The 20,289-nt window shown below is 65.2% G+C and carries 14 protein-coding genes and 1 pseudogene; 10 read left to right on the top strand and 5 right to left on the bottom strand.

What is annotated here, in order from left to right; translation table 11 throughout:
- Positions 1-279: 279 nt before the first annotated feature.
- Positions 280-945 (top strand): HAD-IA family hydrolase, encoded by a 666-nt coding sequence (locus tag RFM40_RS19870; protein WP_320278068.1) that lies wholly within the window; start codon positions 280-282, stop codon positions 943-945.
- 6 nt (positions 946-951) lie between these two features.
- On the opposite strand, the gene RFM40_RS19865 is transcribed toward RFM40_RS19870, so the two are convergent.
- Positions 952-1,170, bottom strand: coding sequence for a DUF1674 domain-containing protein (locus tag RFM40_RS19865; RefSeq protein ID WP_320278067.1), 219 nt, complete (start codon positions 1,168-1,170; stop codon positions 952-954).
- A 121-nt stretch (positions 1,171-1,291) separates the two neighbouring features.
- On the opposite strand from RFM40_RS19865, the gene htpX reads away from it, so the two are divergent.
- Positions 1,292-2,323: a zinc metalloprotease HtpX gene (gene htpX, locus RFM40_RS19860; RefSeq protein WP_320278066.1), complete on the top strand. Its 1,032-nt coding sequence runs from the start codon at positions 1,292-1,294 to the stop codon at positions 2,321-2,323.
- Positions 2,314-3,723 (top strand): RsmB/NOP family class I SAM-dependent RNA methyltransferase, encoded by a 1,410-nt coding sequence (locus RFM40_RS19855; RefSeq protein WP_320278065.1) that lies wholly within the window; start codon positions 2,314-2,316, stop codon positions 3,721-3,723. The genes htpX and RFM40_RS19855 overlap by 10 nt, the downstream gene beginning before the upstream one ends.
- Before the next feature lie 27 nt (positions 3,724-3,750).
- On the opposite strand, the gene RFM40_RS19850 is transcribed toward RFM40_RS19855, so the two are convergent.
- Positions 3,751-4,686 carry a DMT family transporter gene (locus RFM40_RS19850; RefSeq protein WP_320278064.1) on the bottom strand — a complete coding sequence of 312 codons (936 nt, stop codon included), beginning with the start codon at positions 4,684-4,686 and terminating at the stop codon, positions 3,751-3,753.
- A gap of 84 nt (positions 4,687-4,770) precedes the next feature.
- Here RFM40_RS19850 and RFM40_RS19845 point away from each other — a divergent pair, with 84 nt between their 5' ends.
- The 3 genes from RFM40_RS19845 (at position 4,771) to purH (ending at position 8,880) form a co-directional block, all read left to right on the top strand.
- Positions 4,771-5,250: an Lrp/AsnC family transcriptional regulator gene (locus RFM40_RS19845; protein WP_320226747.1), complete on the top strand. Its 480-nt coding sequence runs from the start codon at positions 4,771-4,773 to the stop codon at positions 5,248-5,250.
- 190 nt (positions 5,251-5,440) lie between these two features.
- The gene (locus tag RFM40_RS19840; protein WP_320278063.1) at positions 5,441-7,165 is read left to right on the top strand and encodes a heparinase II/III family protein; all 1,725 of its coding nucleotides are present in this window, start codon (positions 5,441-5,443) and stop codon (positions 7,163-7,165) included.
- Positions 7,166-7,263: 98 nt separating this feature from the next.
- On the top strand, positions 7,264-8,880 hold the full coding sequence (gene purH / locus RFM40_RS19835) for a bifunctional phosphoribosylaminoimidazolecarboxamide formyltransferase/IMP cyclohydrolase (RefSeq protein ID WP_320278062.1): 1,617 nt from the start codon (positions 7,264-7,266) through the stop codon (positions 8,878-8,880).
- 134 nt (positions 8,881-9,014) lie between these two features.
- Here the strand turns inward: purH and RFM40_RS19830 are convergent, their stop codons facing one another.
- Both RFM40_RS19830 and RFM40_RS19825 read right to left on the bottom strand, forming a co-directional pair.
- Positions 9,015-10,391, bottom strand: a complete 1,377-nt coding sequence (locus tag RFM40_RS19830) for an MFS transporter (protein WP_320278061.1) — start codon at positions 10,389-10,391, stop codon at positions 9,015-9,017.
- Between the two features lie 391 nt (positions 10,392-10,782).
- Complete coding sequence (locus RFM40_RS19825; RefSeq protein WP_320278060.1) at positions 10,783-15,555, bottom strand: NAD-glutamate dehydrogenase; 4,773 nt, start codon at positions 15,553-15,555, stop codon at positions 10,783-10,785.
- 129 nt (positions 15,556-15,684) lie between these two features.
- Here RFM40_RS19825 and RFM40_RS19820 point away from each other — a divergent pair.
- From RFM40_RS19820 to RFM40_RS19810, 3 genes and pseudogenes are all read left to right on the top strand, one after another.
- Positions 15,685-16,248, top strand: a pseudogene (locus RFM40_RS19820) (peroxidase-related enzyme).
- 187 nt (positions 16,249-16,435) lie between these two features.
- The gene (locus RFM40_RS19815; RefSeq protein WP_292340500.1) at positions 16,436-16,759 is read left to right on the top strand and encodes a YciI family protein; all 324 of its coding nucleotides are present in this window, start codon (positions 16,436-16,438) and stop codon (positions 16,757-16,759) included.
- Between the two features lie 470 nt (positions 16,760-17,229).
- Positions 17,230-17,739, top strand: a complete 510-nt coding sequence (locus RFM40_RS19810; protein ID WP_430691711.1) for a DUF1062 domain-containing protein — start codon at positions 17,230-17,232, stop codon at positions 17,737-17,739.
- Between the two features lie 55 nt (positions 17,740-17,794).
- Here RFM40_RS19810 and typA read toward each other — a convergent pair whose 3' ends face one another.
- Positions 17,795-19,624, bottom strand: coding sequence for a translational GTPase TypA (gene typA, locus RFM40_RS19805; RefSeq protein WP_320223805.1), 1,830 nt, complete (start codon positions 19,622-19,624; stop codon positions 17,795-17,797).
- 201 nt (positions 19,625-19,825) lie between these two features.
- On the opposite strand from typA, the gene RFM40_RS19800 reads away from it, so the two are divergent.
- Complete coding sequence (locus tag RFM40_RS19800) at positions 19,826-20,107, top strand: hypothetical protein (protein ID WP_320278058.1); 282 nt, start codon at positions 19,826-19,828, stop codon at positions 20,105-20,107.
- Positions 20,108-20,289 lie beyond the last annotated feature (182 nt).

Here is a 20,289-nt window from a genome sequence, read left to right as displayed (position 1 = left end):
AAGCAGGAAGGTGAACGGCCGGTAAACGAAAAAGCGGCCATGAAAATGCCGTTCAGGAAGCGCTTACCATGATCTTCGGAGCAATTGCGGCCCATCCCGGTTCGGCACAGCGGGGTCTGTGCCGAACTTGGTCAACAGCGGTGCTGGAGCCGTAGTGGTACAGCCGCCTGGGCTATGATGTGGCGAGGTTGAACCGCCAGCGCCTTCTCACGCGGCGTTGGGCGGTTTAGACTATGGTTGCGTTTCGCCCTCCCCGAAAACGATTCTCCAGGAAATCAAATGTTCGCAGGCAGAAAGTTCGCCGCCTTCCTTTTCGATATGGACGGCACGGTCCTCAACTCGATCGCCGCGGCGGAACGGGTGTGGACGACGTGGGCCCATCGCCACGGCCTCGACGTCGCGAGCTTCCTGCCGACGATCCATGGCAGGCGCGCGAGAGAGACGATCGCCGCGCTGAAGCTTCCCGGCATCGATCCGATCGTGGAAGCCGAAGCGTTGCTCAAGGCCGAGGCCGCCGACCTCGAGGGCATCATTGCGATCCCCGGCGCCGTTGCCTTTCTCAAGTCGCTGCCGCTAGAGCGCTGGGCGATCGTTACCTCGGCGCCGCGCGAACTGGCGCTGCTGCGCTTGCAAGCGGCAGGCATTCCGATTCCAGCCATGATGGTTTCCGCGGAGGACGTCACCCGCGGCAAGCCGGCGCCCGACTGCTTCCTTTTGGCGGCGAAACGTTTCGGCGTCGAAGCGCGCGATTGCCTGGTCTTCGAGGATGCGCCGGCCGGTATCGCGGCGGGCGAAGCTTCCGGCGCCTCGGTGATGGTGATCAGCGCCACGCACGTCCATCCGGTTGTGACGCCACACGCCAGCATCGCCACATACGACTCGCTCGGCTTCGCCACGGATGACAGCGGCTGGATGGTCCTCGAGCCGCAGCGCGACGCAGCCTAGTTCTTGTCAAAAATCGCTGGCGAGCCCCTTCACCTCCCAGTCGCCGTAGCGCCCGGGTTCGTTGCCGCCGCGGCCGCCGACCTCCTTCGGCAGACGGGCCTCCGCCTCGCGGTAAGCCTTTCGCCTGGCTTCGGCTTCGGCCAGGGCGCGCTGCGCCTCTGGCGTCAGCGTCTTGTGCGGCGTGCCGCCATCGGCAGTTTCGGTTTTGCTGGGTTGTTCGGTCATGCGATATGCCTTGCCGATTAAAACAGGGGCCGATTGAAACGATGACCGGCCTTTCCCATCATATAGCCATGATGCAAGACGGATCGATCCCTGTTCGCCACTACACCAAACGGAAGAGACGATGAACACGCTTCGCACAGCCATGCTTCTTGCCGCGATGACCGCGCTGTTCATGGGCGTCGGCTTTCTGATCGGCGGCTCGGGCGGGATGATCATTGCTCTGCTTTTCGCCGCCGGCATGAACCTGTTCAGCTACTGGAATGCCGACAAGATGGTGCTGTCGATGAACCGCGCCGTCGAGGTCGACGAGAAGAATGCGCCTGAATATTATGCGATCGTCCAGGCGCTGGCCAAGCAGGCCGGCCTGCCGATGCCCAAGACCTATCTGATCGATAGCCCGCAGCCCAACGCATTCGCCACCGGCCGCAATCCGGAGAACGCGGCCGTGGCCGCCTCGACCGGGCTCTTGGAGCGGCTCAGCCGCGAGGAGGTCGCGGCCGTGATGGCGCACGAGCTTGCCCATGTGCAGCATCGCGACACGCTTACCATGACGATCGTCGCGACGCTTGCCGGCGCCATCTCGATGCTCGGCAACTTCGCCTTCTTCTTCGGTGGCAGCCGCGACAACAACAACCCGTTCGGCTTCGTCGGCGTGCTTGTCGCCATGCTGGTCGCGCCCTTCGCCGCCATGATCGTGCAGATGGCGGTGAGCCGCACCCGCGAATACGAGGCCGACCGCCGCGGCGCCGAGATCTGCGGCCAGCCGCTGTGGCTGGCCTCCGCGCTCGACAAGATCGCGCGCGGCGCCGAACGCATCCCCAACCCGGACGCCGAGCGCAATCCGGCCATGGCCCATCTCTTCATCATCAACCCGCTCTCCGGCGAGCGCATGGACAATCTGTTCTCGACCCATCCGAGCACCGAGAACCGCATCGCCGCCCTGCAGCAGATGGCGGGCGCGATGGGCGGCGCCGCGCCGGCCGCGCCGCACGAGGCGCCGGCGCCAAGCCGCCCAGACGAGGCGCAGGCCGGACCGTGGGGCAAGCCGTCCGAGTCCACGCCGCCGGCCGAGCCGGAGCGGGCCAAGCCCAATCCGTGGGGCCGCAACCCGACCGGACCCCGCGGCGCAGGACCCAAGGGTCCGTGGTCGTGAGCGGAGCCAAGCGCCGACCGCAGAACCCAGGCAGACGTGACGGCAATGCGGGCGAGCAGATCGCCGGCCTTGCCGTGCGCAAGGCCGCCGCGCGCCTGCTCGCCGCCGTCGTCGATGCCCGCACCCCGCTCGACGGCCTGACCGACAACGAGCACGGCCATCCGCAATACAAGACGCTCGATGCCCGAGACCGCGCATTGGTCCGCGCCATCCTGGTCACGGCGCTGCGCCACCGCATGACCATTGCCGGGCTGCTGGCCAAGCGTCTGGAAAGGCCGCTGCCGGCCAACGCTACGGCGCTGTCGCATATCCTGCATGTCGCGGCGGCGCAGATCCTGTTCCTCGATATCCCCGATAGCGCCGCGGTCGACCTCGCCGTCACCCACGCCAAGTCCGACCCGCGCACGCTGCGTTTCTCCGGACTCGTCAACGGCGTGCTGCGTTCGCTGGCTCGCGCCAAGGACGCCGAGCTTGCACCCGCGCTTGCCGCCACGAACGAAGCGCCGCAATGGTTTTCCGAACGGCTGATCGCCGCCTACGGCGCCGATAAGGCGCGGGCCATCCTTGCTGCCCACCGTCACGAGGCGCCGGTCGATTTCACCGTCAAATCCGATCCGGCGCTCTGGGCAGAGAAGCTGGGCGGCATCGTGCTTCCCACGGGCACGGTGCGCGTCGAGAAGCTACAGGCCGGCGTGACCGACCTGCCGGGCTTCGCCGACGGCGCCTGGTGGGTGCAGGACGCGGCGGCAGCTTTACCGGCACGCCTGTTCGGCGACATCAACGGGCTACGCGTCGCCGACCTTTGCGCCGCTCCCGGCGGCAAGACGGTGCAGCTCATCCTCGCCGGCGCCAACGTCACCGCCGTCGACACCTCGAAGAACCGGCTGGCCAGGCTGGAACAGAATCTCGAGCGCCTCGGCCTGTCGGCGGAACTGGTGCAGACCGACCTGCTCGACTACCGGCCGGAAAAACTGTTCGACGCCGTGCTGCTCGACGCCCCCTGCTCGTCGACGGGCACCGTGCGTAGGCATCCCGACGTGCCGTGGACGAAGACCATGGCCGATGTCGAGAAACTCGCCGCGCTCCAGCGCCGGCTGCTCACTCACGCCGTCAGCCTCGTCAAACCCGGCGGACGGATCGTCTTTTCCAACTGTTCGCTCGACCCGATCGAGGGTGAGGAGCTGTACCGCGCTTTCCTTGCCGAAACCTCCGGCGTGGCCGCCGATCCGATCCAAGCAGGCGAATTCGCCGGCCTCGACCCGTTTCTCACACCTGAAGGCACGCTGCGCACCACGCCGGCTGACATGGTGATGGAAACGCCTGGGACTTCGGGGCTCGACGGCTTCTTCGCCGCCCGCATGCGCAGAGCGACCGAGCTAGGCGACAGGAATTCCCGTTGAGGTTCGGGACACGATTTGCCGCGGAATTCAGGAGATTTGCGGCGATTGTGCCAAGGTCCGCGACTTGCTGAACGCCGCGATGGCCGCGCAGACACCCGCGCACTGCAATGACGCCCCGATCGCTTCGGCGGAAGACGGCAACCGCCCTTCGAACATGAAGCCATAGGCAAGGCCGAACACCGTTTCGGCAACGATGAGTTGCGCCGACAATGCGAGTGGCAGGCGACGGGAAGCCAGGACCCAGCACCAGGTTGCGAACCACGAGCCGGCCAGTCCCATCAGCAGCGCCCATCCGACGAAGCGGAAGAACTCAAAAGCCGAGGCCGTATCCGCCAGCCTGAATGAGGCGAGCGGCAACAAGAGCAGGCTTCCGATGGCCGCCCCAATGCCTTGTAGCCCTGTCCACCGCAGCCCGTCCGGTGCGTCGTCTGACCGCATCACGGCCGCGTTTGCCAGCCCATAGGCAATCCAGATCGCCAACGCGACGGAACTGGCGAGAATGCCGAGCATGATCGACGCCGTATCGGGAATGTCCGCCGCGCTGATCGTCACGACATTGACCATCGCCACGCCGACCGCGATCAACATCAAGGGCAAGGCGAGAGCCTGCCATGGCGCGGAGCGATCCCTGACATTGGCGACGATCGCCAAAAACACCGGCATTGTGCCGATGGTAATCGGCGGGATGGCTGCGCCCGCGAGTTGCACCGCGAACGCGGCGCTGACGAAATACCCCACATATCCCGCACCGCCGAGAAGCAGGCCTGTCAGGAGTCGGGAGGGGGCAAAGCCGGTGGGCCGAAACCGTCGATCGAGCATCAGAAGGAGGCAGGCCAAGCCGAAGATGCCATAGCGTGCAATGGTTAGGTCCCATGCGGTGAACGGGGCGACGGCCCGAGGCGCAACGAAGGTCAGGCCCCACAAGGCGCAAGTGGCGAGGCCGGCGATGATCCCAAGCAGCATGACTTTCTCCTGTTGGAGCCATCATGCAATTTGACCGGCTGTTTTATATGGAATGACAAGGGATGATCGGCTAGGTTCCATGCCATGACGAAGGCAAAATCCCCTCGACACCTTCAATCTGGAAACTCTACGCTAGACGAGACCGACGCACGCATTCTTGCCGCGCTCGATTCCGATGCGCGATTGTCGATGAGCGAGCTCGCCCGGCTTGTCGGCATGTCGGCGCCGAGCGTGTCGGAACGGGTCCGTAGGCTGGAAGCCGGCGGCGTGGTTCGGGGGTTCACCCTAGATGTGGATACGCGCGCGATCGGCTACGAGATCCGGGCGATGGTGAGGATCAGGCCGCTGCCCGGCAAGCTGCATCTGGTCGAGAAGCTCATTCAGGAGCAGCCGAAATTTGTCGAATGCGACAAGATCACCGGCGACGATCCCTTTCTTGCGCGCCTGGTCGTTCATTCGATCGAGCAGATGGACGATGTCCTTGAGTCTCTCTCCGAGCATGCCGTCACCAGCACAGCCGTCATCAAAGGAATCTCCGTCAAGCGGCGATTGCCGCCCCTGTAGCGCGCGGGCGTCGCGGCAAACGCTGATGACCGGCAAGAAATCGCAACCCGATCCCGCCCAGCCAGCCGACTTTTTTAGGGACGACCCCGGCGGCGCCGCGTGAAGGCCTCACTTCGGCGAAATCCGCCTTCGCATAAGTTCTTGAATCATATAAGCTTGTGCTTGGGGTAGCGGACGATCAGGAGGGGTTTTGGCACTTGTTGCCGGCAGCACGACGCGTCTTTGGACGCTTGTCGCGAGGGAGTTCTGGCGCAAGACGCGCCGGCGCCTTCGCGCCGGCCCCATCTATCGCTGGCGCTATTCCGGCCGCACGCCGGAGCGCGTCCTCATCGCGCCGCCGGATCTGAGGCTCGCCGATCCGCAGATCGCGCTTGAAATCTATTATGGCCGCTACCCGTTGTCCGGCCACTTGGTCGAGACCGGCGGCAAATCGCCCTTCCAGATCAACGTGCCCAACCGCGGCTGGCAAAAATCGCTGCATGCCTTCCGCTGGCTGCGCCACATGCGCGCCGCCGGCACCGAGCTCGCCGCCGCCAATGCTCGCGCCCTGGTCTCCGACTGGGTCGCCATGCACGGCAATCAGATATCCGGCGTCGCCTGGGAGCCGGGTACGAGCGCCAAGCGGGTGATCGCATGGCTGCAGCATTCCTCCGTCGTGCTGCAAGGCGCCGAGTTTCCCTTCTACCGCGCCTTCCTCAAATCGCTCGCCATGCAGATCCGCTATCTGCGGTCGATGGCGCGCGAGATGCCGGACGGCAAGGACAGACTGCGCGCCCGCATCGCGCTCGCCTTCGCCGCCCTGTCGCTGCCGGCGCCAGCCTCGGCGCTGCGCAGCGCCTCGCGCAACCTGGCCGAGGAGCTCGACCGCCAGATCCTGCCCGACGGCGGCCATATCTCGCGCAACCCGATGACGGTGCTGGAATTGCTGGCCGATCTTTTGCCGCTGCGCCAGACCTATGCCAACCAGGCCGAGGCGCCGCCGCCGGCCTTGATCAACGCCATCGACCGCATGCTGCCGGCGCTGCGCTTTTTCCGCCACCAGGACGGCAGCCTTGCCCGCTTCAACGGCATGGGCGCCACGATCCACGATCGCATCGCCACCATCCTGCGCCATGACGACACGGTCGGCGCGCCGCTGCTGCACGCGCCGCATTCCGGCTATGAGCGCCTGTCGATGGGCGGCGTCACGGCGATCGCCGACACCGGCACGCCACCGCCTGTCGACGTCGCCAACGCCGCGCATGCCGGATGCCTCGCCTTCGAGCTTTCTTCCGGGCGCCAGCATTTCATCGTCAATGCCGGCATCGACACCTATGGCGCCGCCGAATTCCGCCCGCTTGCGCGTGCCACCGCCGCGCATTCGACCGCCACCGTCAACGATACGTCCTTGGCGCGCTTCAGCCATTCGCTGCGGGTCAGCGACCTGCTCGGCTCGCCGCTGATCGCCGGTCCGCAGCACGTGCCCTGCAGGCGCATCGACCAGAAGGGAGTGCACGGCTTTGTCGCCCGCCACGACGGCTATGCGGCACGCTTCGGCTTCCTGCATGAGCGCGAGCTGAAGCTGGCGGCTGGCGGCAATGTGCTGACCGGCCGCGACCGTTTCCTGCGCCCCGGGGGAGGCGCGATCCGCAACAATGGCCGCGACTTCGTCACGGTGCGCTTCCACATCCATCCCGACATCAGCCTGCTGCAGGACGAGCAGGATCGCCTGACCCTGGCGGCCTCCCAGGGCGACACCTGGGTGTTCACTTGCACGGAAGTGGCGCCGGAGGTCGAGGAATCGATCTATTTCGCCGGGCTCGGCGGGCCGCGCCGCAGCCGGCAGATCGTGCTTGGCTTCAAGGCCTCGGAGACTGCCGAGGTGCACTGGCAGCTGACGCGCACCCACATCGCCGGCTACCCCGAAAACAACTAAAGCAGGATCGGACGATCCCAGCTGCGCGCTTGATTTCCGGGCCTCATATGCTACGGCCCGCGAACGTTTCCCAACCAGCCTTGAAAGGCCGCAAGCCCATGGCCGTCCCCGCCAAGAACATTCCCGCGCCCGACCTCGTTCCCGTCCGACGCGCGCTGCTTTCCGTCTTCGACAAGACAGGCCTGATCGACTTTGCCAAGGCGCTGGCCGCCGCCGGCATCGAGCTGGTCTCCACCGGCGGCACGGCGAAGGCGATCGCCGAGGCGGGCCTCGGCGTCCGCGATGTTTCCGAGCTGACCGGTTTTCCCGAGATCATGGACGGCCGCGTCAAAACCTTGCATCCGTCGGTGCATGGCGCGCTGCTCGGCGTGCGCGACGATCCCGAGCATGCGAAAGCCATGCACGATCATCACATCCAGCCGATCGATCTCGTCGTCTCCAACCTCTATCCGTTCGAGGACGTGCGCCGCTCCGGCGCCGGCTACGCCTCGATCGTCGAGAACATCGACATCGGCGGCCCGGCGATGATCCGCGCCTCGGCGAAGAACCATGCCTATGTCGCCATCGTCACCGACCCTGCCGACTACGCCTCGGTGCTCAACGCGCTCGAGATGAATCTCGGCTCGCTGTCGCTCGATTTCCGCAAGAAGTTGGCGGCCAAGGCCTTTGCCCGCACCGCGACCTATGACGCGGCGATCTCCGGCTGGTTCGCCGAGGCGCTCGAGATCGAGCATCCGACCTGGCGCGCCTTCGGCGGCCGTCTCGACCAGGTGATGCGTTATGGCGAGAACCCGCACCAGGGCGCCGGCTTCTATCTGTCCGGCGACAAGCGGCCGGGCGTGGCGACGGCAAGGCAGTTGCAGGGCAAGCAGCTCTCCTACAACAACATCAACGACACCGACGCCGCCTTCGAGCTGGTCGGCGAGTTCGATCCGGCCCGCTCGGCGGCGATCGCCATCATCAAGCACGCCAATCCCTGTGGCGTAGCCGAAGGCGCAACGTTGAAGGCGGCCTACGCCAAGGCGCTGGCCTGCGACCCGGTCTCGGCCTTCGGCGGCATCGTCGCCATGAACCGCGTCCTCGATGCGGAGGCGGCCGAGGAGATCGTGAAAACCTTCACCGAAGTGATCATCGCGCCGGGCGCCACCGACGAGGCTGCGGCGATCGTGGCGGCCAAGAAGAACCTGCGCCTGCTGGTGACCGGCGGCCTGCCCGACCCGCGCGCCGCCGGCACGACGGTGAAATCGGTCGCCGGCGGGCTTCTTGTGCAAAGCCGCGACAACGCGGTGGTCGACGACCTCGAGCTGAAGGTAGTGACCAAGCGCGCCCCGACGCCGGCCGAGATGGCCGATCTCAAATTCGCCTTCCGCGTCGCCAAGCACGTCAAGTCGAACGCCATCGTCTACGCCAAGGATAGCGCCACAGTCGGCATCGGCGCCGGCCAGATGAGCCGCGTCGATTCCTCGCGCATCGCCGCCCGCAAGGCGCTCGACGCGGCGGAAGCCGGGGCCCTTGCCGAGCCGCTGACCAAGGGTTCCGTCGTCGCCTCCGACGCCTTTTTCCCCTTCGCCGACGGCCTGCTGTCGGCGATCGAGGCAGGGGCCACGGCCGTGATCCAGCCCGGCGGCTCGATGCGCGACGACGACGTCATCGCCGCCGCCGACGAGCACGGCATCGCCATGGTGTTCACCGGCGTGCGGCATTTCAGGCATTGAGCGCGCCTTTACCCTCCCCTCGATGGGGAGGGTCGGTGCGCTCGCTTGCGAGCGCACCGGGGCGGGGTGATGGCGCCGACCCCCACCCCGCTCCGCTTCGCGGATCGACCCTCCCCACAAGGGGGAGGGTAGGTTCACTCCACCGGCTTGTCCGCCGGATATGGCGTTCTGACCAGGATCGCCATGCCGATGCCGAGAAAGAGGATGATCACGGCCATGCCGAGCCGCGAAGAGTCGCTGAGGTAGCTAATCGTCGCGAGCAGGAATGGCGCCAGGAAGCTGGTCGCCCGTCCGGACAGCGCGTAGATGCCGAAATAGCGGCCCGATTCGGCGGCCGTGACGCTCCGCGCCATATAGGAGCGCGATGAAGCCTGCACCGGCCCGAAGGCAAGGCCAATCAGCAGCCCGTAAAGGATGTAGGCCTTCTCGGCCGCGGTGCCGAACAGGCCGCCGGAATCAGTCATCGGGAGCTGTATCAGGCCGAGCAGCGTGAAGCCCGGCCCGGTCGAGATGATTCCGGCGGTAGCCACGGTCAACATCACCAGCGCGATCATCACCACCGCCTTGGAACCAAGCGCGGTGTCGAGCCGCGCCGCGATCCAGCAGCCGAAAATGGCGACGACATTGAGGATGATGCCGAAGATGCCGATCTCGGTGATCGACCAGCCAAACATCGCCGCAGCGAACACCCCGCCCTGCGTGAGCAGCGCGTTGACGCCGTCCTGATAGATCATTCGGGCGACGAGGAAACGGAAGATGCCGCCGCGCTTGCGCGCCTCGGCCAGCGTCGATTTCAGCTCCGACAAGCCCTCGCGCACTGCCGGTCCGATCGGAATGCCCTTGGCGGCGTCCGGGGTGAAGAAGAACATCGGCAGGATAAAGAGAAAATACCAGCCGGCCGACATTGGTCCGGTGGCGCGGGCATCTTCACCGAGCTTCGGATCGAGCCCGAGGATCGGATCGAGGCCGATGATCGTTTTGCCGGTTTCCAGATTGCCGGCCATGAACAGAATGACGAAAATCAGCGCTATCATCCCGCCGAGATAGCCGAGACCCCAGGCGATGTTGGAGATGCGCCCGATTTCGCTCTTCGGCACCAACCGCGGCATCATCGAATCGTTGAACACGGTCGAGAACTCCGCGGCCACCGAGGCCAGCGAGAACAACAGCACGATCAGGAAAACATTTGAACCGGGCGCCGCGAGCCAAAGCAGCGAGAGGCTGGTGATCTTGACTGCCGCGAAGAAGGCGATCCACGGCTTGCGCGGGCCCGTCTGGTCGGCGATCGAGCCCAGTATGGGCGAAAGCACGGCGATGACCAACCCGGCGGCGGCGATGCCCCAGGCCCAGGCAGCCTGACCCACGACCGGATCGCTGACCATGCGTGAGGCGAAGTACGGCCCGAAGATGAAGGTGGTGACGACGGTGAAAAAGGGCTGCGCCGCCCAGTCGAAGAACATCCAGCCCCAGATGCCGCGCCCCGTTGCCCGCTGCACTGCTACCTCGGCCATGTCCCCTCCAACCGTCCTGTTGCCGGCGTCATGTCTGCATGTTTCCCTCGCGCATGCAAATGAACAAGCACAGCACCACGTTCATTGGGCTTGGGTTCCTCGCCCCCACGAAGTGGGGGAGAGGTGGCTCGGCGAAGCCGAGACGGAGAGGGGGAATAGCGCCGGCCTAGAGCAGTTCACCGTTTCACGGAAACGCCGAACTGCTCTAACTGTTTGTTTCTACGCAATTCCGGACGGAAAACCGTTACACACTTTTCCTGGAATTGCTCTAGCAAGCTCGCGTAGATCGTTGGATGAAGGGCTCTGCCCTACGAGGGGCCCTTCTCCGGCCGCTTCGCGGCCACCTCTCCCCCGCTCTGGCGGGGGCGAGGAAACCCAAGCTCTCGAAGGCTTACATCCCAGTCAGGTCACTCATCAGCCCAGACGCCACCGACAGCCGCGACACGGTGATGTCGCCGCCTTCGGTCAGCGCCTGCAGCCGCTCGCGGATGCGCCCGACGCGCTCGCCGCCGGCCTCGAGCCAGGCCGCGACCGGATCGGCTGCCTTGCCATGGGCGGTGAGTGCCGCGACCGCGATGCCGCGCCTTGCGGCGCCGATCGTGTCGGTCGCGCGCGACAGCGCCAGCTGGTCGTAATAGTCCGGCGGCATGATCGAGCGGGCGGCTTCCTCGACGCGCGGGATGCGGAAGGCATCGCTGACGGCGAAGAAGGCCTTGGCCGCGCTGACGATGTCGGCATTGGCCGTGCGCGCGGTGAGCGCGATGTCCGGGATCAGTTCGCCCACCTCGGCGAGCGCCAGCTTCTCGGCCAGTTTCTCCGGCGCGCCGCCTTTGAACAGGCCATGCCGCCGCTCCTCGATCCGCTCGCGTGAGAAAGCCGGCAGTAGCGACACCAGCTTCGGCTCCAGCGCCTTGCGCGCCTCCTGCAGCTCGGCGATGCGCTGGCTGAGCGGTGCTGAACCCGCATCGTTCTTCAGGTACCAGCCGCTGGTCACGAAGATGAGCCGGCTGACCGCCTGGTAGAGATCGAGCTGCATCTGGCCGTCGATCTGGTTGTCGAGCGCGTCGATCTCCTGATAGAGCGCGGGCAGCGCGAAACCGTCGCGGACCACCGCGAAGGTGCGCACGACATGGGCCGCGGTGCGGCCCGTCGCCTCCTGCAGCCGGTCGACGAAGGATGGCCCGCCTCTGTTGACCAGATCGTTGGCGACGACGCGCGCGATGATCTCGCGCCGCAGCCGGTGATCGCGGATCTCGCCGGCGAATTTCTTCGCCATGCGCTCCGGGAAATAGCCCATCAGGTCGCGGTCGAAATGCGCATCGTCCGGCACGTCGCTGGCGACGATGTCGGAGAACAGCACGATCTTGGCATAGGCAAGCAGCACGCCAAGCTCGGCCCTTGTCAGCGGCTCGCCGCGCGCCTCGCGCTCGGCAAGGGCGGCCGGCGAGGGCAGCGTCTCGACCGCGCGGTCGAGCAGGCCGCGCGCTTCGAGCGCCGTCATGAAGCGCGCCTGGTGCGCGATGTCGGCCAGCCCGCGCTTGCGTGCCAGCGAAAGCGCCAGCGTCTGCTGGTAATTGTTGGACAGCACCAGCGCGCCCACCTCGTCGGTCATCTCGGCGAGCAGCTTGTTGCGCGCTGGCCGCGCCAGCGAGCCTTTGCGCATGGCCGACGCCAAGGCGATCTTGATGTTGACCTCGACGTCGGAGCAGTTGACGCCGCCCGAATTGTCGATGGCATCGGAATTGCAGCGGCCGCCATTCATGCCGAATTCGATGCGCGCCCGCTGCGTGACGCCGAGATTGGCGCCCTCGCCGATGACCTTGGCGCGCACGTCGAGCGCGGTGACGCGGATGGCGTCGTTGGCGCGGTCGCCGACATCGGCATTGCTCTCGCCGGAAGCCCGGACGTAAGTGCCGATGCCGCCGAACCACAAAAGATCGACCGGCGCCTTGAGGATGGCGTTCATGATCTCGACCGGTGTCGCGGTGGTTTTGACAAGCCCGATCGCGGCCGCCGCCGCCGGCGGCAGCGTGATCGACTTCTGGCTGCGCGAGACGATGACGCCGCCTTCCGACAGCTTCGCCTTGTCGTAGTCCTGCCAGGACGAGCGCGGCAGCGCGAACATACGCTGGCGCTCGGCCATCGAGGCGACCATGTCGGGGTCGGGATCGATGAAGATGTCGCGATGGTCGAAGGCGGCGATCAGCCTGGTCGCCGGCGACAACAGCATGCCGTTGCCGAACACGTCGCCCGACATATCGCCGACGCCGACGACGCTGAAGGATGACGTCTGGATGTCGCGGTTCATCTCGCGGAAATGCCGCTTCACCGCTTCCCAGGCACCCTTCGCCGTAATGCCCATCTTCTTGTGGTCGTAGCCGGCCGAGCCGCCGCTGGCGAAGGCGTCGTCCAGCCAGAAGCCGTGCTTCTCGGAAATGGCATTGGCGGTGTCGGAGAAGGTCGCCGTGCCCTTGTCGGCGGCGACGACGAAATAGGGATCGTCCTGGTCGCGCCGCACCACGCCGGCCGGCGGGATGACGCCGTCGACGCCGATATTGTCGGTGATCGAAAGCAGGCTGGAGACGAAGTTCTTATAGGCCGAGGTGCCGGCCTCGAAGATCGCGTCGCGGCCGGCGCTCATCGGCAGCTTCTTCGGATAGAAGCCGCCCTTGGCGCCGACCGGCACGATGACCGCGTTCTTGACCTGCTGCGCCTTGACCAGGCCCAGCACTTCGGTGCGGTAGTCCTGGGCGCGGTCCGACCAGCGCAGGCCGCCGCGCGCGACCGGGCCGAAGCGCAGATGCACGCCTTCGACCTCCGAGCCGTAGACGAAGATCTCGCGCCATGGCCGCGGCGCCGGCAGGCCCTCGACCGCCTGCGAGTCGAGCTTGATCGCCAGCGACTGCCCCTTCTCTTTCGTATCGGCTACGAAATGATTGCTGCGCAGCGAGGCTTCGATCAGGTTGAGATAGCGGCGGATGATGGTGTCGTCATCGATGTTGGGCACCTCTTCCAGCGCGTCCTTGATCTTCGCCTTGAGGTGTTTGGCGGCGACCACGCCTTCGGTTTCGGCCGTCGGCCCGAGGCGGGCGACGAACAATTGATGCAGGCCGCGCGCGATTTCGGGATAGCGGTTGAGCGCGGCGGCGAGGAAATCCTGGCTCTGTGGAATGCCGGCCTGCTGCAAATAGCGGCCATAGGCGCGCAAGATGGTGATCTCGCCCGACCAGAGACCCGCGGTCTGCGCCAGCCCGTTATAGCCGTCATTGTCGACATCGCCGCGCCAGACCGACAGGAAGGCGTCCTCGAACAGCGCGCCGCCATCGGTTAGATCGATCGCCTTGCCGTAGCTGTTCTCCAGCTCCATGTCGTGGATGAAGACCTTGCCGGAGCCCTCGTCGCCGACCTCGAAAGTGCGCTCGCTGATGACGCGGAAGCCGATGTTTTCCAGCACCGGAACGCGGCGCGACAGCGCCACCGGACTGCCATAGTGATAGATCTTCAGCGCCGCCTGGTGCGGCTTCTGGTCGGCATGGCGGTAATAGTCGATCGCAATCGCATTGTCGGGCCCGATCCTGGCGATGCGCCCGGCATCGGCGAGCGCCACGGCAGCACTGAAGGTATCGCGGTAGCTTTCCGGGAAGCGCGCGGCGATTGCCTTCAGCGTCGGGTCGCTGCCGGCCGCTTCCGCGGCATCGGAGAGCGCATCCTCCCAGGTGCGGACGATGTCGCGGATCGCCGCCTCTATCGCCGCCTGCTCGATCTTCGGCGTTTTGCCGCCGGAGCGGCCGATGATGAAATGAACGCGCGCCAGCCCGCCTTCCGGAAAGGCCGGATAGTAAGCCGAGAGCCGGCCCTCGAATACGGTCTTGAGATAGGTGCCGATCTTTTCGCGCACGACGCTGTCGTAACGGTCGCGCGGCACGAAGACGATGATGGAGACGAAACGGTCGAACTGGTCGATGCGCACCAGCGCCCTGATCCGCGGCCGCTCGATCAGCCCGAGAATGGCGTTGGCATGTTTTCTGAGGACAGGCACCGGAACCTGGAAAAGCTCGTCGCGCGGATAGCTTTCCAGGGTGTTGATCAGCGCCTTGCCCGAATGATCGTGCGGGTCGAAACCGGATTTCGAAATCACGGTCTCGGCCTTCGAGCGCAGATAGGGGATCTTCATCACCGAGCGCGTGTAGGCGGTCGAGGTGAACAGGCCGACGATGCGCAACTCACCGGCAAGCGCTCCCTTGGCCGTATAGGTCTTGATGCCGATGTAATCGAGATAGATGCGGCGGTGCACGAGGGATTTGCCGTTCGCCTTGGTGACGATCAGCGGCTCCGGTCCGTGCAGGAAGGCGCGGATTTCCGGCGTCGTCGTCACCGCCTCGGTGCCGCGCCGCAACACCAGCACGTCCGGATCGGACAGGATGCCGAGGCCGGGCTTGTCGGAGCGCTCCAGGGTGCCGCTCTCCTGCTCGCCGATATATTTGAACTCGCGCATGCCGAGGAAGGTGAAATTGTCGTCGCGCAACCATTCGAGGAAGGCGATCGCCTCGGCGACGCTCTTCTTGTCGAGCGGCACGGCCGAATAGCGGAATTCGGAAATCGCCTGGTCGAGGCGAGCGAGCATCCGCTTCCAGTCGGTGACCGCGGCGCGGACCTGGCCGAGTATCTTGCGCAGCCGCTCGGTAAGCGCGGTTGCCTGTTCCGCGGTCAGCCGCGGGATATGGACATGAACGACGCTCAGCCGGTCGTCCTCGTCCTTGCCGGCGTCGCCCAGAACCTCGGCGACGCCGCTCTTGTCATGTCGCACGGTGACGATCGGATGGGTGACCAGCGTTGGCTCGCCACTGGTCTCGGCGATCTCGCCAAGGATGGAATCGAACAGGAACGGCATGTTGTCGTTGACGACGGTGATGACCGTGACCGGCCTGCCGCCGCAGGAGACGCCTGAATCGGCGTCGACCGCCACGACGCTCTCACCCTTTTTGTGACCGGCGACTGCCCGGCTGGCGAGTTCGCCCGCGCGCTCCAGGTCGGCCACATCATAAGCCGCGATATCCTCCGCCGGTGCGCGGGCAAGCAGATAGTCGGCAAGCCTCGCTGGCTTCTCCTCCGCTCTCGCGGCGGCTGCTGCTTTCTTCTTCGGCTTGGATTTCACGCTGGCCATGACGCCAATTCCCTCCCGTGGAATGCTTTTGCGACTATGGTAGCCAGATGAGCGCTGTTTGGCGACAAAGGTTTGACGACGCTTTAAAAAATTCGAACCGACGCCGTCGCCCCCGCAAGGAGAACGATCATGACTGACAGGATTACCGCGCTCGACCTGGTGCAGGCGGAGCTCAGCGAAGCGACGAAAGCCTATTTCGCCAAATGCGAGGAGAAGCTCGGCCTCGTGCCTAACGTGCTTCTGGCCTACGCCTTCGACGAGAAGAAGCTGCTCGCTTTCACCGACATGTACAACGACCTGATGCTGGGCGATTCCGGCCTGTCGAAGCTGGAGCGCGAGATGATCGCGGTCGCTGTCTCCTCGATCAACCATTGCTATTACTGCCTGATCGCGCATGGTGCGGTGGTGCGGCAACTATCGGGCGAGCCGGCGCTCGGCGAGATGATGGTGATGAACTTCCGCGCCGCCGATCTGCCGGACCGCCAGCGCGCGATGCTGGAATTCGCGGTCAAGCTGACGGAGTAGCCGGCAAAGATCGTCGAGGCCGATCGCGCCGCGCTGCGGCAGGCCGGCTTCAGCGACCGTGACATCTGGGACATCGCTTCGACCGCCGCCTTCTTCAACATGTCGAACCGGGTGGCGGCCGCCGTCGATATGCGGCCGAACCCCGAATACCACGCCATGGCACGGTGAAGCCGGTATTACATTAGCTACTTCGAATTTTTCATTGCCCGCCCCGCCATTTGGTCCGATGATCAACGATTGCGGTTTGGCCGCATATCGGATTGCGGCATGGCCGCATATCGGATTGCGGCATGGCCGCAAATCGCAAGCGGCGTGGCCGCATGCCGGTTCGACGCCGCCGACAAGGGAGGAGAACATGGCGAAATATCTCTATGTCTATCATGGCTCCGGTAAGATGCCGACCGACGAGGCCGAGCGCAAAGCGGCGATGGACGCCTGGACAGGTTGGTACGACAAGCTCGGCCCGGCCGTGGTCGACGGCGGCAATCCCGTCGGCATGTCGAGAACGGTGCTGCCTGGCGGGAAGATCGAGAACAATGGCGGCAGCAATCCGACCGCCGGCTACACGATCGTCGAAGCGAAAGACATCGACGATGCCGTCGCCAAGGCCAAAGATTGCCCGATCCTGCTGGACCCGGCCTTCAGCGTCGAGATCGCGCCGATCATCGAGATGATGTGACACTCAGGAGCGTCGCCATCGCCGCGGCGATGAGGCGGGCCGGACTTGCCTGCCCGCCTTCGCCCAGCTAGAAGAGCCGACCCTTTATCCATTTCGAGCCTGACTTTGCCTCAGTAACCGCCGGTCTCGTCTAACCCCCGAAAACACCGCAGGCGCAGCTTTGGCGGCACCTGCATCATTTTCATGTGTTCTTCAGGCGGCGGTTTCGAGACCGGTTTGGCATTGCTGAGCCGCCGCGCGTAATCCACGCCGACGCCTGACCTCCAACCTGCACAGTCTTCGCCACACCGTGCCTGCGGGCATCTCGGACATCGTCGGCCTGACGGACTTCCCGACGGGAAGGGCCTACCGGCATGTCTCAATACTTGCGTATTCGCTGGACGATCGCGCCCGAAATCGCGCCTCGACCTCTCATCAACTGCAATCGCTGCGGCGGCGTGAGACCCTATCGGTGCAGCGGCAAATTCCGTGTGAACGCCAATGGCAAGCGCATCGATGCCTGGCTGACCTACCGCTGCACAGGCTGCGACAACTCCTGGAACCGCACTCTTCTGGAGCGCAGCAACCGCCGCGACATCAAGTCGGCGCTGCTTGCGGCGCTGGAGGGCAACGATCCGGCGCTCGTGCGTCTCCATGCTTTCGATGCCACAGCACTACGGAGCCGGATCGAACGGATCGAGGAATTTCCCGATGTCACGGTCCGAAAAGAGCTGCTGGACGGCAGGCCGGAATGCGCGGCCGCACTTTGGCTCGAGCTTCGGCTCGATACCGCAACGCCCCTGCGGCTCGACCGCTTCCTTGCAGGCGAACTGGGTATCTCCCGGTCAAGGCTGCAGGGCTGGGAAGAGCAAAAGCAGCTCATCATCGAACCGGGCAACGCCAAAGCTTTGCGCAAGCCGGCGCGCAATAGCACGGCGGTCCGCATCGACCTTACCGGCGAGGCCGACCGCGACGCCATCCTCTCGGCCGCAAGCGGATGAAATGAAAGGGAGGGAGCAACAACTCCCTCCCTTTGTGACTGCTTGCGAAAAAACCCTACGCCGCGCCCATCACCCTGGCCGACTTCTCGAAGCGCTTGCGCTCGTTCGGGTCGAGATAAAGCTTGCGCAGCCGGATGGTCTTCGGCGTCACCTCGACCAATTCGTCGTCCTGGATCCAGGCCAGCGCCCGCTCCAGCGTCATGCGAACCGGCGGCGTCAGCTTCACCGCCTCGTCCTTGCCGGCGGCACGGATGTTGGTGAGCTTCTTGCCCTTCAAGACATTGACCTCGAGGTCGTTGTCGCGGGAATGGATGCCGATGATCATGCCCTGATAGACCTTGACGCCCGGATCGATGATCATCGGGCCGCGGTCTTCCAGGTTCCACATTGCATAGGCGACCGACTCGCCCTGCTCGTTGGAGATCAGCACGCCGTTGGTGCGGCCGGGCAATTCGCCCTTATACGGCTCGTAGGCGTAAAACAGCCGGTTCATCACGGCGGTGCCGCGCGTGTCTGTCAGGAGCTCCGACTGGTACCCGATCAGCCCACGCGTCGGTGCGTGGAAAACAAGGCGCTGGCGGTTGCCGCCGGAGGGACGCAGTTCCACCATCTCGGCCTTGCGCTCCGACATTTTCTGCACGACGACGCCGGCATGTTCCTCGTCGACGTCGATGACGACTTCCTCGACCGGCTCGAGCAGTTCGCCGTTCTCGCCTTTCTGCATGACGACGCGCGGCCGCGACACGGCGATTTCGAAACCTTCGCGGCGCATCGTCTCGATCAGCACCGCAAGCTGCAATTCGCCGCGGCCGGAGACGAAGAAGGAATCCTTCTCTGCCGATTCCTCGATCTTCAGCGCCACATTGCCTTCCGCCTCGCGCAGCAGGCGGTCGCGGATGACGCGGCTGGTCACCTTGTCGCCCTCGGTGCCGGCAAGCGGGCTGTCGTTGACCAGGAAGGACATCGTCACCGTCGGCGGGTCGATCGGCTGCGCGTGCAGCGGCTCGGTCACCGTCGGATCGCAGAAGGTGTCGGCGACGGTGCCCTTCGACAGGCCGGCGATCGCCACGATGTCGCCCGCTTGCGCTTCCTCGATCGGCTGGCGCTCGAGGCCGCGGAAGGCGAGGATTTTCGAGATACGTCCGGTTTCGATCTGGGTGCCGTCATGATGCAGCACCTTGACCGCCTGGTTGGGCTTCAGCGTGCCGGACTCGATGCGGCCGGTGATGATACGGCCGAGGAACGGATTGGCTTCGAGGATGGTGCCGATCATGCGGAACGGACCGGGATGCACCGTCGGCGCCGGCACATGCTTGACGACGAGGTCGAACAGCGGCGCCAGGCCCTGGTCCTTCGGGCCTTCGGGATTCTCGGACACCCAGCCGTCGCGGCCGGAACCGTAGAGGATCGGGAAATCGAGCTGCTCGTCGGTCGCGTCGAGCGCGGCGAACAGGTCGAACACCTCGTTCACCACCTCGATGTGGCGGGCGTCCGGGCGGTCGATCTTGTTGATGACGACGATCGGCCTCAAGCCCACCTTGAGCGCCTTGCCGACGACGAACTTGGTCTGCGGCATCGGGCCTTCGGCGGCGTCGACGAGCACGATCGCCGAATCCACCATCGACAGAATGCGCTCGACCTCGCCGCCGAAATCGGCGTGTCCGGGCGTGTCGACGATGTTTATGCGGGTGCCGTGCCAGTCGACCGAGGTCGCCTTGGCGAGGATGGTGATGCCGCGTTCCTTTTCGAGGTCGTTCGAATCCATGGCGCGCTCGGCGACGCGCTGGTTGTCGCGGAAGGATCCGGACTGTTTCAGGAGCTGGTCGACGAGGGTGGTTTTTCCATGGTCGACGTGCGCGATGATCGCGATATTGCGGATGTTCATTTTTCTGGTCTCGGGAGCGTTGCCGGCAGCAGGCCCAAAGGCGCCGCCTTTTTCGGTTGCGCGGCTCATACAAGGTTTTTCGCAATTGCGAAAGGGGAGGCCCCACCCCAAATACGTGGTCACTGATTCTTAAACGTCTTGGTGTGAAATGATTCTGTTAACCAAGGCGGAACCTTTGAGGGGCCGGGCAGTTCGATGTTCATGACCGATCAGATGTCCAGATTGCGTCCGGTTTTCGCGTGGGCAGCGCTTGGCGTGCTGGTCGCGGCCGGCGCCGCGCAGTCGGCGGCGGCGCTGAGAGAAGCCGACCCGATCTCGCCGCCTGACGCCAAGACCGCGCAGCAGATGTTCGCCGACGCCCCTGATGGCGTCGATCCGATCGTCACCGGCCCGGTCAGCGCCGCTTTCAAGCAGCGGCAGAAGGCGGCCGACTGCGACAGCGCCGTCTGGCCGAACGTTCCAGCGACCTGCTATCCGGATTGACGACGGCAGTCTTAAGAACGCGGCAAACGTAGCGATCCTTCCCACCCCCTCTGGCCTGCCGGCCATCTCCCCCGCAAGGGGGGAGATCGATGTGACGTCGCCTTTCGCCAATCTCAAGCGTCGGAGAGGGGCGCCAAGGCCGAAGCCGCCAATCTCCCCCCTTGCGGGGGAGATGTCCGGCG

This window comes from Mesorhizobium captivum (assembly GCF_033977165.1).
GTDB classification, from domain to species: Bacteria; Pseudomonadota; Alphaproteobacteria; order Rhizobiales; family Rhizobiaceae; genus Mesorhizobium; species Mesorhizobium captivum.
The sequence above is the reverse complement of the archived record's forward strand: the minus strand, read 5'-3'. Positions and strand labels throughout refer to the sequence as shown.

What these genes read in the sequence shown, in the direction of transcription:
- RFM40_RS19870 (WP_320278068.1), top strand. Translation starts at nt 280, where the DNA reads ATGTTCGCAGGCAGAAAGTTCGCCGCCTTCCTTTTCGATATGGACGGC.
- RFM40_RS19865 (WP_320278067.1), bottom strand. Translation starts at nt 1,170, where the DNA reads ATGACCGAACAACCCAGCAAAACCGAAACTGCCGATGGCGGCACGCCG.
- htpX (WP_320278066.1), top strand. Translation starts at nt 1,292, where the DNA reads ATGAACACGCTTCGCACAGCCATGCTTCTTGCCGCGATGACCGCGCTG.
- RFM40_RS19850 (WP_320278064.1), bottom strand. Translation starts at nt 4,686, where the DNA reads ATGCTGCTTGGGATCATCGCCGGCCTCGCCACTTGCGCCTTGTGGGGC.
- RFM40_RS19845 (WP_320226747.1), top strand. Translation starts at nt 4,771, where the DNA reads ATGACGAAGGCAAAATCCCCTCGACACCTTCAATCTGGAAACTCTACG.
- purH (WP_320278062.1), top strand. Translation starts at nt 7,264, where the DNA reads ATGGCCGTCCCCGCCAAGAACATTCCCGCGCCCGACCTCGTTCCCGTC.
- RFM40_RS19830 (WP_320278061.1), bottom strand. Translation starts at nt 10,391, where the DNA reads ATGGCCGAGGTAGCAGTGCAGCGGGCAACGGGGCGCGGCATCTGGGGC.
- RFM40_RS19825 (WP_320278060.1), bottom strand. Translation starts at nt 15,555, where the DNA reads ATGGCCAGCGTGAAATCCAAGCCGAAGAAGAAAGCAGCAGCCGCCGCG.
- RFM40_RS19815 (WP_292340500.1), top strand. Translation starts at nt 16,436, where the DNA reads ATGGCGAAATATCTCTATGTCTATCATGGCTCCGGTAAGATGCCGACC.
- typA (WP_320223805.1), bottom strand. Translation starts at nt 19,624, where the DNA reads ATGAACATCCGCAATATCGCGATCATCGCGCACGTCGACCATGGAAAA.
- RFM40_RS19800 (WP_320278058.1), top strand. Translation starts at nt 19,826, where the DNA reads ATGACCGATCAGATGTCCAGATTGCGTCCGGTTTTCGCGTGGGCAGCG.